This window comes from Chryseobacterium sp. T20, from assembly GCF_047345655.1.
GTDB lineage: Bacteria > Bacteroidota > Bacteroidia > Flavobacteriales > Weeksellaceae > Chryseobacterium.
In genome coordinates this window covers 608,738-620,770 of the sequence record NZ_JBLFDU010000001.1, presented here as the reverse complement: position 1 = coordinate 620,770, position 12,033 = coordinate 608,738, and the positions used below count along the sequence as shown (strand labels likewise).

The window sequence follows — 12,033 nt, the reverse complement described above, 5'->3', positions numbered from 1 at the left end:
ACGTGTTGCGAGGTAACGGGATATGTGATTCGAGGTTTGAGGTTTAGTAGAAAAAAGTTTTAAATTTTCTTACCAACCTAACACCCGCAGCACAATAACTGGCACCCCGAATCCCGGAACCCGAACCGCGAAACTCACCCACAACAATTGCCATCGAAATTCAACATATCAGATATTGACAAGTATCATTAAAATAACTTTAAAAAGAAATTAAAAATTCCGAAATTAGCGGTCTTAATTCAAATTAAATCTTTTCGAACAAAGTAAATTATGGAGCAAAACATTTTAGATTGTGTGATCGTTGGATCTGGGCCTTCTGGCTTCACCGCTGCTATCTACGCAGCAAGAGCAGACTTAAAACCTGAATTATACACAGGTTTGGAGCCGGGCGGACAATTAACAACCACTACAGAAGTTGACAACTTCCCAGGGTATCCAGCCGGGATTACAGGTCCTGAAATGATGATGGATCTGCAAAAACAGGCAGAAAGATTTGATACCAAAGTTCATTACGAAATGATCACTAAAGCTGAATTCTCTAAGGAAGTAGGCGGTGTTCACAAATTATATGCAGGGAACAAAGAAATCCTTGCTAAGACAGTAATCATCTCTACAGGAGCTACAGCAAAGTATTTAGGTCTTGATGATGAGAAAAAATATGCAGGAGGTGGAGTTTCTGCTTGTGCTACGTGTGACGGATTCTTCTACAGAGGAAAAGACGTTGTAGTAGTAGGAGCGGGAGATACAGCTGCTGAAGAAGCTACTTACCTTGCAAAACTATGTAAGAAAGTAACGCTGTTGGTGAGAAAAGACGTTTTCAGAGCTTCAAAAGCAATGGTTCACAGAGTGGAAAGTACTCCGAATATCGAAGTGAAATTCCATCATGAATTAATCGGGATTGAAGGAGAAAACAGCCTTGTAGAAAGAGCTGTAATCATCAATAACCAAACTCAGGAGAAATCTACAGTGGATGTTGAAGGGATCTTTATCGCCATCGGTCACAAGCCGAATACGGATATCTTTGTAGGTCAGGTAGATCTTGATGAGAACGGATATATCGTGACTGAAAAAGGTTCTTCAAGAACGAATCTTCCAGGTGTATTTGCTGCCGGAGACGTTCAGGATCATATCTACAGACAGGCTATTACAGCTGCAGGAAGCGGATGTATGGCTGCAATGGATGCAGAAAAATATTTAGCTGAATTACACTAATACTATTCAGTTTATACAATACAAAGCGTACCCGATGGGTGCGCTTTTTTTATTGGAAAACACAAAGGAGAAGAGATCTTTAAATTATTTTAAACCATTAAGAAACTTGAAGCTGTGAAGGAAAGTTAAGGAAACATCCAAGATGTTTTAGAAAGTGTTGTGCCTCATCTTAATATTCTTAATTATTTATTCATCTTAATGGTTTAATATTATACAATGTTCTCGCAGATCATGCAGATTACGCAGATTTTTTTCATAATAATTTATCTGCTTCATTTGCAAAATCAGCGAGAGTCTTAAAAATTTGCATTTATCAATTTTATCGGAGATAAAATCCTTGCGCTTTAAAGCAATGTGTTTTTTATTTTCCTAGCGTCTTAGCGTTTCCAACAATAATTTATCCCAAATTTTCAAAGATTAGCTCAAAGCACAGAGTTTTTTGAAATCATTTTAAACCATTAAGGATATTGAAGTCGTGAAGGGAAGTTAAGGAAACATCCAAGATGTTTTAGAAAGTGTTGTGCCTCATCTTAATATTCTTAATTATTTAATTCATCTTAATGGTTTAATATTATATAATGTTCTCGCAGATCATGCAGATTGCGCAGATTTTTTTCATAATAATTTATCTGCTTCATTTGCAAAATCAGCGAGAGACTTAAAATGTGCATTTATCAATTTTATCGGAGATAAAATCTTTGCGCCTTAAAGCAATGGTTTTTTTATGTTCTTAGCGTCTTAGCGTTTCCCAACAATCTTCATCAAAAATTAAAAAAAATCAGTTAACAACTCGCCAAAACATTGATATATTTGTGAAATTGCAAAACGTATTGTATTTGCATTAAAGAAACGATCAACTGAATAAAAAACGAATAAAAAATGAAAAGAGTAACCGCTATTGGAGGAATCTTCTTCAAGTGTAAAGACCCGGAACAGGTAAATGAATGGTATAAAACCCATCTGGGATTACCAACGAGCCCATATGGCGCCAAATTCGACTGGAAAGATGAAGAATCCGATAAGAAAGGATATACGCTGTGGAGCCCTTTTAAAGAATCTACCCAGTATTTTGAGCCTTCTGCTAAAGAATTTATGATCAATTATCATGTAGAGAATATCGAAGCATTAGTAGAAGAGTTAAAGAAAGAAGGCGTAACCGTTCTGGATGAAATTGCTACGTATGAATACGGAAAGTTTGTACACATCCTGGATCCGGAAGGAAATAAAATTGAATTATTCGAACCGGCAGGAGAGTAGCCAGCATTATTTCCCTGAAAAACTGCTGAGAACCCATATTACGACATATATCACAAGTGAAGACGTAATGATTCCCATCCTCCGGAGGGGTGGCGAAAATTCAAAGAATTTTTGACGGGGTTGTTTTCTCAGCACACTTTTCCACATTGTCCTTCTGACGAAGGAAGAATCTTACTCATGTCTGAGATTCTTCCTTCGTCAGAAGGACAGTTTTACTGTATTGATGTAATTTTTAATCCAAAATATAAATCTTCTTCTCCTTAAGATTGAATCCCAGTTTTTTACCCAGCCAGTTGATACTTGTTTTGCCTTCATAAATAAGGCCTTCTACAAAAAACACAGCAGGTTTTTCTACGGTAGCAAAAGGGGTAGAAATAGAGCCAATATCGCTTTTGTAAAACCTGGTGGTTACATCGGGATTAAATTCGCTTTTCTTTTCAACTACATTCAGACCTTCTTTTTTGATATCCAACGTTTTCATCAGGCTTTCATTCAGCCAGAAAGAATCTTTTCCTGATCCGGAATCCAAGAGAATATTGATCCTGTACTTGTTGTTCAAGAGAACATAGGTGGTAATATCCAGAGACTGGTCTGCATTGGTAGACAGCTGAATGTCCATCACCTTCTTACCGTTCAGCTTTTCTTTAGGAAAGATCAGTTCTTTCGTGGTATAATCAATGATGAATTCTGTGTCATAGAGCATGGGCAGGGAAATCAAACCGTCAATTCCTTTGATTTCCATATCATGAGTGGAATACCAGGTATCTTTAAATTTTTTACCGTTAAAAATAATCTCTTTTGATTTGAACAAAGGAATAGTCATCTTTTCTCCGGTTGCCCTGAAAGCGGTCAGGTAGTTATACGTTTCTTTGGGCTCCAGGTTTTTGGAAAAATTACCCAGGAAAAGATTGATTCCTCCTCCGGTATCAAAAATAAAATTTCCTTTTTTGCCATCCACTTCAGCGCCCACTACGAGGTGACCGGAAGGAAGCACAGACATAGGCATTTTTTGGGCAAAAGCTATAGAAGAGAAGGCTAATGAGGCGGTAACAACCGCGTTTTTAATAAAGGATTGAGTAAACATCTGAAAATAGTATTATTAGTTTTTAATGTCTACAAATATACTCTATTCTGATTACTGACGGGTATCCCTTTTAGGCAAGAAACTTATGGTATTTTACCCTCTGAAAGTTGTATTTCGGTACATCCGTTCGTATCTCTTCCTGAAACGGCTTTATACCTAAAGTAAAATTCCTAAATTTAGCCTCAAATCAAAAATAAAATGGAAACAAAAATCATAAAGGTTACCCACGTTACCGGAACTTATATCATCGAAGTTCCTAATGGAGCACTTAATGACATGAAAACCCAATTGGACAAATGCCTCAATGATGAACAGGGTGCTATTGTAGTAAAGGGAGAAGATGGAGATCAGTTTGTATATCCGTCTGATTTTTTAAAAAACAGCTTTATTGCCATTGTTGATCGGGAATAGGTAGCTTTTTACAGGTATAAAATAAAAACGACTTCCATTGGAAGCCGTTTTTGTTCTTTATGTGGAGGTGATTATCCCTTTTTTAGTTTTTCATTTTCTTCTTTTAAAGCTTTAATCTGCTCTTTCAGAAGATTAATGTATTCCTGCTGGTTTTCTAATAAATATTCTGGAATATTACAGTATTGATTGTAATTAATACTTGAATTATCATTAAGTGTAGGCTTGTCATTGTGTTGTATTTGAGATGTTTTCTCTTCTTTGATATCTTCTACAGGAACATCTAAAGCTTTAGCCAGTTTCTCCCATTCGTCATCAAATATTCTGACATCTCCATTTTCTTTTCTACTGTAGTTGGAGACATCGGTGGCAAGAAGATCAGCAATCTGTTGCTGAGTATAGCCTTTCTGCTTTCTTAGAGTTCTTAGTTTTTCCATTGTCATAGGATACCTGTGTTTTTACAAATGTAGTGAAAAATGTGAGTGTTTGTGACTACAGCTGTAAATTTTTGTATTACGGGAAACCGTATTTGTTTGATTTCTAATGTTTTTATATTAGCTTTCTTTAAACTAAATAACATTAAATGACAAATTCAGAATTACTAGCGAATATTATACTACATGAGAATGCCTATTTTTTTATTAAAGAAGATGCTAGATTTTTGTCAAAAAAATTAATAAAAGAAACTCTTAGTAATGCTGCTAAAGAAAAAAAAGGAAATCCTTTAATCAATATTGAGAAACAGCAAAAGACTTTAGATGGGAATACAAAACTTTTTTATTCTGTTATAGTTTTTAAATATCTTAAAAAGCCATCATTCATAGATAAACCTGTTGATAATTGGGAAGAAACAAAATTAGCTTATATATGTATATTTGATTTTGAGAGTCATGTTGTTGTTGCTAGAAGAAACATTTCAAAAATTAATGATTTTCTTGATTTATTTGAGCCATTAGATTATGAAATGATGACTTCTATATTTTCAGATGAAAATACATCATTTGAAAAAGTAAGTATGGATAACATGAATATATCTGATAGGGCAATAAGGCAAAAAAGCCTAGAATCAACGAATTTACAAGAGAATGTTTCGAGTTTTGGTTTACAGAATTATACCTTAAATAATGTACGACTTAGAAATGAAGAACAAAAAGTAGCACTCTCTCTTAATTCATCAAGAATAAATCAGCTAGGACCTAAAAATGATTTTGAAGGCTTTTTAAATTGGGCAGGTTTTGTAATTGAAAAGATTAAAGATTATACACCCAAGGTTAGTTTTTTATCTTCATTTGCAAAAGCTGTTGATTATTCAAAATTCCAAGAATCCTTAATACCAACATCTGTTTTAATTGTTTTAAGCAAATTGTACAAAGATTATGAAGAAAATAAAATACAAAGAGCTTATATAAAAATTAAACAAAAAAAAGGAAAAGAAGATCTAATAATAGAGTTTGATTTATTAAATATTTTAAAAAAATTTGAATATTTATTAGAAGTTGAAAACTTAGCAGATGGTTATAGAGTAAAAACTAATGTTATTAATGATTTATTTTTAGTATTATATCCAAAATCAATTAGACTTCGTTCAAAAAAATTATCAAAAGTATATATTGAATATGAAAATGATTTGTGTTTTCCTATTCTTTCCGTTTTAAACTGGTCTAAAAGTTATATAATTACTTTTAACAAGCCAGAATTAATTTATTGTAATCGAAAACTATTTAAAGATAATAGGTTACTTGGAAATATTGATTCTCTTCTTAAAATATTTATACCTTTTTCAGAACTTAATGATGTGGTCAGTGAAAAAGGAACCTTTATGGATACTTCTAGTAATTTTGATAGTAACTCCATTTTAGGATTTGTTGAAAACAAATTTCAAAGTCAGTATACATATTTTATTTGTGATGACCTTTATAAAGAATGGGCAGACCATATTGGATTGAATGAGGATTCAATAGCATTTTTTCATTCTAAATATAAAGATTCTAATTTTTCTGCATCTGATTTCCAGGATATTATTGGTCAAGCGTTAAAGAATTTAGGAAATTTAAGTCCTTCTATTGATCAATGGGGAGTAAAAGAAACTTTTTGGAATATGAAATATGTAAATAATAAAGTTGAAACTCAAATTCAACGAATTAGAACTGGACAGACTTCTTCTGATGCAATAGCATATTTTAAAACTATACAGACTTACCCAAATATTAATAAAAGAGTTTACATTGTTATTAATTTTATTTCAAAATCAGAACTTGAAGATAGGTTACAAAAGCTAAAACGAGGAGAAGATTTTAAAGAGAAAAATGAAGTTATTCAAATTCTTTGGTTTGTTTCTTCGTTAATTTCGAGTTGTTATGAGGTTAATACAGATATTTATATATGTTGCAAACCTTAACGATTATTATACTAGTAATAAATTATTAAACTAATCGAAAATAATTCCCTTGATTTCTAGTCTATTATTAAGTTTTGTTAAAATTTGTGTTAGAAAAGTTTTGCAGAAATTAAAAATCGTTCTATATTTGCACCACTGAAAACAACGGTATAGCCGGAGTTTAGGGAGAGTTGGCAGAGTGGTCGATTGCGGCAGTCTTGAAAACTGTTGACTGTAACAGGTCCGGGGGTTCGAATCCCTCACTCTCCGCAAAAAAGTAAATCCTGTACGATATTCGTACAGGATTTTTTATTTTGTAAACTACCAGAGAAATCATTGGAGCAAGACTATATTTTTAAGTGAAATAAAATAACTAATTTAATTTTTTAAAAACTTAAAAGTATGCGGATAGCTTTTACAGGTTCTCATAGAGTCGGAAAAACAACGTTGGCGGAGGAAATAGCTGAAAGTTTAACTCACTATGAGTTTATAAATGAACCTTACTTACAGCTTGAAGAGGAGGGATATTTGTTTTCAGAAATACCAACATTTGACGATTATCTTGAGCAATTCAATTTCTCTTTAGAACAAATAGAGAATAGTGATGACAACGTGATTTTTGACCGCTGCCCATTAGATCTGTTGGCATACATGTATGCGATCAATAAAAAGGAGAATATTTCTGCTTTCTACGAAGAAATGGCCGCATCAATTGCTGAGATTGATCTTTTGGTTTTTGTACCCATAGAACCAATTGATGTAATCGTCTGTCAGGAATCGGATTTACCTGATCTAAGATATAAAGTAAACGATATTTTGCAGGATTGGATGGGAGATTTTAGCAATGAGATTCTGGAAGTAACGGGAACTTTAGAGAATAGAAAAAAGCAGGTATTGGATAAAATAATCAATATGGAAGAATAGATCTTTATTTGTAAAGGTCCTTTTCTATAAAATTATTGAATCGTTTCAAAAATTCTTTTGCCCGTGTTTCTTTGTTTCTGATCAGCTCTTGTTTCGTCAAGGGACTTTTGGTATTAGAATCGAACATGATGGTTTCAGACATTTCGGAAGATGCATGCATTAGCCTGATATTTTTAGCAGGATCTTGCACATATTCATTCCAAAGTTGATTAAACCTTTCCTTTGTTAAGAAAACTTCTGCCGTTTTAGCATCAATAAGCGAAAAACCATCCTTAAGCTTCTGGCTTCCGACTAAATTGAAAATGTGTGTTTCATCTTCATCCTGAATGTTTAAAATCAAGCCGGGCAGGCCACAGAATTTATAAGGTCCATCCTGAATCTGAACATCATTGGTAAACCATGCAATCCAGTTTCTTCCTCCGAAATGAGTGGCGGCTTTCTGAGCTTTAAAACCTTCGATATTTTTTGTTTCAGGAAAAACGGTCCAGCTGATTGTATTCAACTCTTTCACTGCAACATTACTGGCATTAAGCGAGGTGTGGTATACCGTTTCCAGGCCTGGATATGTTTTGGTAATTCTGAAATTGACTTTCGGTTGTTTGATACTCCTGAAATCAATAGTGAAAGTATTTGAAATTTTCCCTTTTTCCATCTCTGCATTGAAAAGAGAATCCCTCACAATCAGCAAAGCGCTGTAAAAATAAGATCCTTTTTTAGTGATATCAAGATTCATAATCTCCTTTTCCACCTTATCCTTGTTTAATGTATCCATCTTAAATGAATATTCATAGACAAATCTTTGATTTTGAGAAAATAAAATTCCGGAGATAAAAAGGAAAAGAGTAATGATGATTTTCATTTTTCTATTTTGAATAACTGTCATTTTTAAAATAAATCGATGGCTATCGAGACGATTCAAATATAAGCAATGTTTCTAAAAGTAGATAGTTTGTATTTCCATGAACATCAGCGAATGCTATTGTAAAAACTATAACAGTAATCAAATGCTAATCTAATTATCAACAAGATAAACACAGGAATAAAATAAGTAACAGGATCAGTAAAATCCAATGGACAGAATAGCCCAATACTATGAAAAAAATCGGTTATCTTTTCTTTTCATAAGTCTTCTACTTTATCGAATAATTCTGTTCTTTTTTTCAATATCAATCACTCCCAACATCAACATCAATTGGGCTAAAACATAAGTAATCATCACAACAAGTTCTTTCCCAATACTATGCTGTACAAACATATTAATGGCCAATACAGAATCTGATATTACAAACAAAATAGCTCCCAGGATTAACAATGAAGAATAAGTACGGATACTAAAATACAGCATCGTAGCAATGGTAATTCCGTAAATCACCACGGGTATCTTCATTTCGTTTAAATAAGGATATATATAGTAAATAAATGAGCCTAAATATAGAAAAACAAAGGGAAGCCAACTCCATACATTTTTCTTTTTAATCTTAAAAAAATAAATGATGTAACAAATATGAGCCAACAAAAAGCTGCCCAAACCGGGCATAAATCCCCATTCAAATAACAAAAACACATCACCCAAAAAACTCAAAATTAATCCAGACAAAAACCATTGGTTGATCCGAAATACATTTTGTTTAGAATAAGTAAAATACAACCAGATAATAATAGGCAACAACAGTGGCTTGGTAAAAAACCGCCAGGAACTATGATCGATAGCTATAAATACTAAATCAAATGCAAAAATAATGGCAAGAAGGACTAATAACAATTTGATATTGACAGATTTTATCATGGTACTATTTTTTTATATTGTATTCTCTTACTCTACCCAGAAATATCCCACAGAGTATGTTTTGGCTTTCCCTGCCACAATTACCCTCTCATTTTTGTTCTCACAATAGAGCTGTCCACCTCTTTCAGAGATCTGGCGGGCGAAAAGCTTCTCTTTTCCTAATCTTGATGCCCAGAACGGGATGAGTGAGCAGTGCGCAGAGCCGGTTACCGGATCTTCAAGAATAGAAGACTGCGAGGTAAAATATCTTGAAACAAAATCACAATCAGTGCCTGTTGCTGTCACGATAACACCGCCCGGATCCAGATTGATAAGATCAAAAATGGACCTTTCAATGCGGATATTTTTTACATCGTCTTCAGAATCGTATACCAGCACATAGTCTCTTGCTTTTAAGACTTCCTTAGGCTGTATATTGAGCGATCTGGATATAATATCCGGAAGAGTAGAGGCTTCGGGCATTCTTGACGGAAAATCCATATAATACATCCCATCTTTAACATCTACCGTTAATTCACCACTTTTTGTTTCAAAAATAATTCTATCACCCGGATAGTGTAAGATGGACATAAGACAATGAACAGTAGCAAGAGTCGCATGCCCACATAAATCCATCTCTATTTCCGGGGTAAACCATCTCAGATGAACACGATTTCCATTGTCAATAAAGAAAGCGGTTTCTGCTACAGCATTTTCACGGGCTATTTTTAAAAGGATTTCATCGGGTAACCAATTTTTTAATGGAACAACACAAGCCGGATTTCCATGGAAAATAGATTCTGTAAAAGCATCTATCTGATATAATTCTAACTTCATAGGTTGTAAAAATTTTGTGAAATATAAAGATAATTCATTTTCATCATGAAGCTCCCTGATATTCCTGAAAAAATTATTTCGGATTCTATTTTTATACAAATAAATAATGACTTTTTACGGTCCTGTTTTGTAATAATTTTTCCACATTCAAATGGAAATTTCTTTACATCTATTTTTTCAAAAAGGAGTTGTGAAAATTTAGCTTTGTACTAAATAAAAACGGGAAACAATGAAAAAATATAATCATGATTTTCTTCATTCAAGTCTTTCGGGAAGACCCATGACTGAAGTCTTCAATGTCTTGAAAAGGCTCTGAATCTGCAATTGTTTTTCCTAAGATTTCTTCACTTCATTAATAACTCATAATCAAATAATAATGTTTAAAAACTTTACTACATTATCAGTAGCAGTGGCTTTGCTCTCTTATGGTATTGTGTCTGCTCAAAGTGTTGGAATCAATACTGCTCAACCAGGTTCAACACTGGATATTAACGGATCTTTAGCTGCAAAATACAGCGCTGTTACTTCCGCAGCTTATACAATGACTTCTGCGGATTTTCATATCTCGTATAACGGAACTACGAATGCTGTTTTTACTTTGCCAGCAGGGATATCCGGTGCAGGTAACTTCAAAGGCCGTATGTATACGATCAGGAATAATACGGCTTTTACCATTATAATAACTCCTGCAGCTTCAGAAACAATTAATGGTAATGCAAGTATGGCAGTAGGTCCTAATCAGAGCCTTCAGCTGATCAGTACTGGTCTTACGGGAGCTGCTTCTACATGGGATATCTCAGGAAGTGCCAATGTAACGGCAAGCAACGGACTTACAGCTGTAGGACAGGATGTGAGACTTGGCGGTACACTTTTACAGAATACAGCAATTGATTATTTGGACAAAGCTTTGTATTTCAGAAGCAATGTAGATGGTGTGGGACTGACATCCATCAGCAATACGAATTCCGGGACTAATGCTTCCGCTCTTTTAAGGCTCACTAATGATGTTGGAAGTTCTATGGATATGTTCCTGAACTCTTCTACCAAAACAACAGAAGGTGGAGCTAATGCGGGAATCATAAACAATATAGGAGGAGCGCTAACGATAGCGGGAAATAATAATGTTGCCCAGTTGAAGCTCAGCCAGGCCAATGGAGGAGATTATCTTTTTAATGGAGACAGAAAGCTTAACTTCAATGGAGACGGTGATATTACTGCGTTTGGGGCTGCAGGTAATTCAGTGAACGCTTTCAATGGTCTTCTTACTTTAAAAGGAAATAGTAATAATCCTGCATTTGCTCAGGTAACGGTGGGTACTACAGGTCTTAGATACTATTATAGCAACAGCGTTAGCAGTATGCTTGACATTGATGGTAATGGAGATATCAATATGAACAGACCGGAAGTTAGCGGTATTGGCGGAAATAAAGTGGCGGCCACCAAAGGACATCTTGATTTAAGCGGCTACAACACGTTGAATGGCTCTGTAACCCAGATTTATCTTGGGGCGGAAGGGTTCAAATATAGTTATAACGGAAGCACAAAAGTGACAATTGATGGTAACGGACTGGTGAGTGCTGCAGGTGGTTTTGTCAATACTTCGGACATGCGTTTAAAAACTCAGGTTAAAGAAATAGGGTATGGTCTTACTTCCATTATGGCATTGCAGCCGAAACAATACGAGCTGTCTGCCAATAATCAGATTAAGGAAGGTAAACCAGCTGTGAATCCTGCACAGAAGACTCAGCATAAAATAGGATTTCTCGCACAGGACCTTTATAAAGTAATTCCTGAAGCCGTCTATAAACCAAAAGATGATACCAAAGAAGCCTGGGCTGTCGATTATGCTTCACTTGTACCTGCCCTTACAAAAGCCATTCAGGATCAGCAGGCTGAGATAGAAAGACAGAAAACCAAAATCAAAAAGATGGAAGCAGAAATGGAAGCCATCAAAAAGAAATTAGGATTGTAATACACAGGTACAATATTTTGGACTTAAAGGTATTGCATTTCCGATTCTAAGAACACACACTAAAAAGAATATCTTATCCTGTTGGAAAACTATTTTAATAAAGCATTCCCTCGGTTTTTATTAAAATATTCCGGGATTTAGGGTTTAAAATTTCCAAATTTTTTATTTTCCTATACGTCGCAAAAGCCTGCTATCTG

Annotated in this window: 11 protein-coding genes and 1 tRNA gene; 7 read left to right on the top strand and 5 right to left on the bottom strand. The window is 34.4% G+C overall.

Annotation, left to right across the window (positions count from 1 at the left end):
• Window positions 1-270: 270 nt before the first annotated feature.
• Together trxB and ACMA47_RS02815 are read left to right on the top strand one after the other, a co-directional pair.
• A complete protein-coding gene (trxB, locus tag ACMA47_RS02820) occupies window positions 271-1,212 on the top strand; it encodes a thioredoxin-disulfide reductase (protein ID WP_413928590.1) in 942 nt (313 codons plus the stop codon).
• A gap of 879 nt (window positions 1,213-2,091) precedes the next feature.
• Complete coding sequence (locus ACMA47_RS02815) at window positions 2,092-2,469, top strand: VOC family protein (protein ID WP_034697564.1); 378 nt, start codon at window positions 2,092-2,094, stop codon at window positions 2,467-2,469.
• A 232-nt stretch (window positions 2,470-2,701) separates the two neighbouring features.
• Here ACMA47_RS02815 and ACMA47_RS02810 read toward each other — a convergent pair whose 3' ends face one another.
• A complete protein-coding gene (locus ACMA47_RS02810) occupies window positions 2,702-3,553 on the bottom strand; it encodes a hypothetical protein (protein ID WP_413928589.1) in 852 nt (283 codons plus the stop codon).
• A 198-nt stretch (window positions 3,554-3,751) separates the two neighbouring features.
• Here ACMA47_RS02810 and ACMA47_RS02805 point away from each other — a divergent pair, with 198 nt between their 5' ends.
• Complete coding sequence (locus ACMA47_RS02805; protein ID WP_034697565.1) at window positions 3,752-3,964, top strand: hypothetical protein; 213 nt, start codon at window positions 3,752-3,754, stop codon at window positions 3,962-3,964.
• Window positions 3,965-4,035: 71 nt separating this feature from the next.
• Here ACMA47_RS02805 and ACMA47_RS02800 read toward each other — a convergent pair whose 3' ends face one another.
• Window positions 4,036-4,398, bottom strand: a complete 363-nt coding sequence (locus ACMA47_RS02800) for a helix-turn-helix domain-containing protein (RefSeq protein ID WP_413928588.1) — start codon at window positions 4,396-4,398, stop codon at window positions 4,036-4,038.
• A 146-nt stretch (window positions 4,399-4,544) separates the two neighbouring features.
• Between ACMA47_RS02800 and ACMA47_RS02795 the strand changes: the two genes are divergently transcribed.
• The 3 genes from ACMA47_RS02795 to ACMA47_RS02785 all read left to right on the top strand — a co-directional run bounded on the left by ACMA47_RS02795 (window position 4,545) and on the right by ACMA47_RS02785 (window position 7,262).
• Entirely contained in the window at window positions 4,545-6,359 is a 1,815-nt protein-coding gene (locus ACMA47_RS02795; protein ID WP_413928587.1) for a hypothetical protein, read from the top strand.
• A gap of 164 nt (window positions 6,360-6,523) precedes the next feature.
• A tRNA-Ser gene (locus ACMA47_RS02790) sits at window positions 6,524-6,608 on the top strand.
• A gap of 132 nt (window positions 6,609-6,740) precedes the next feature.
• Entirely contained in the window at window positions 6,741-7,262 is a 522-nt protein-coding gene (locus tag ACMA47_RS02785; protein WP_413928586.1) for an AAA family ATPase, read from the top strand.
• A 4-nt stretch (window positions 7,263-7,266) separates the two neighbouring features.
• Here ACMA47_RS02785 and ACMA47_RS02780 read toward each other — a convergent pair whose 3' ends face one another.
• The 3 genes from ACMA47_RS02780 to ACMA47_RS02770 all read right to left on the bottom strand — a co-directional run bounded on the left by ACMA47_RS02780 (window position 7,267) and on the right by ACMA47_RS02770 (window position 9,864).
• Window positions 7,267-8,121 carry a GLPGLI family protein gene (locus tag ACMA47_RS02780; RefSeq protein WP_413928585.1) on the bottom strand — a complete coding sequence of 285 codons (855 nt, stop codon included), beginning with the start codon at window positions 8,119-8,121 and terminating at the stop codon, window positions 7,267-7,269.
• A gap of 276 nt (window positions 8,122-8,397) precedes the next feature.
• Entirely contained in the window at window positions 8,398-9,048 is a 651-nt protein-coding gene (locus tag ACMA47_RS02775) for a lysoplasmalogenase (protein ID WP_413928584.1), read from the bottom strand.
• Between the two features lie 27 nt (window positions 9,049-9,075).
• Window positions 9,076-9,864 carry a PhzF family phenazine biosynthesis protein gene (locus ACMA47_RS02770; protein ID WP_413928583.1) on the bottom strand — a complete coding sequence of 263 codons (789 nt, stop codon included), beginning with the start codon at window positions 9,862-9,864 and terminating at the stop codon, window positions 9,076-9,078.
• Window positions 9,865-10,240: 376 nt separating this feature from the next.
• Here ACMA47_RS02770 and ACMA47_RS02765 point away from each other — a divergent pair, with 376 nt between their 5' ends.
• Entirely contained in the window at window positions 10,241-11,836 is a 1,596-nt protein-coding gene (locus ACMA47_RS02765; RefSeq protein WP_413928582.1) for a tail fiber domain-containing protein, read from the top strand.
• Window positions 11,837-12,033 lie beyond the last annotated feature (197 nt).

Bases quoted from the DNA above. Each gene is read 5' to 3' on its own strand.
- trxB (WP_413928590.1), top strand. From the start codon at position 271: ATGGAGCAAAACATTTTAGATTGTGTGATCGTTGGATCTGGGCCTTCT.
- ACMA47_RS02815 (WP_034697564.1), top strand. From the start codon at position 2,092: ATGAAAAGAGTAACCGCTATTGGAGGAATCTTCTTCAAGTGTAAAGAC.
- ACMA47_RS02810 (WP_413928589.1), bottom strand. From the start codon at position 3,553: ATGTTTACTCAATCCTTTATTAAAAACGCGGTTGTTACCGCCTCATTA.
- ACMA47_RS02805 (WP_034697565.1), top strand. From the start codon at position 3,752: ATGGAAACAAAAATCATAAAGGTTACCCACGTTACCGGAACTTATATC.
- ACMA47_RS02800 (WP_413928588.1), bottom strand. From the start codon at position 4,398: ATGGAAAAACTAAGAACTCTAAGAAAGCAGAAAGGCTATACTCAGCAA.
- ACMA47_RS02795 (WP_413928587.1), top strand. From the start codon at position 4,545: ATGACAAATTCAGAATTACTAGCGAATATTATACTACATGAGAATGCC.
- ACMA47_RS02785 (WP_413928586.1), top strand. From the start codon at position 6,741: ATGCGGATAGCTTTTACAGGTTCTCATAGAGTCGGAAAAACAACGTTG.
- ACMA47_RS02780 (WP_413928585.1), bottom strand. From the start codon at position 8,121: ATGAAAATCATCATTACTCTTTTCCTTTTTATCTCCGGAATTTTATTT.
- ACMA47_RS02775 (WP_413928584.1), bottom strand. From the start codon at position 9,048: ATGATAAAATCTGTCAATATCAAATTGTTATTAGTCCTTCTTGCCATT.
- ACMA47_RS02770 (WP_413928583.1), bottom strand. From the start codon at position 9,864: ATGAAGTTAGAATTATATCAGATAGATGCTTTTACAGAATCTATTTTC.
- ACMA47_RS02765 (WP_413928582.1), top strand. From the start codon at position 10,241: ATGTTTAAAAACTTTACTACATTATCAGTAGCAGTGGCTTTGCTCTCT.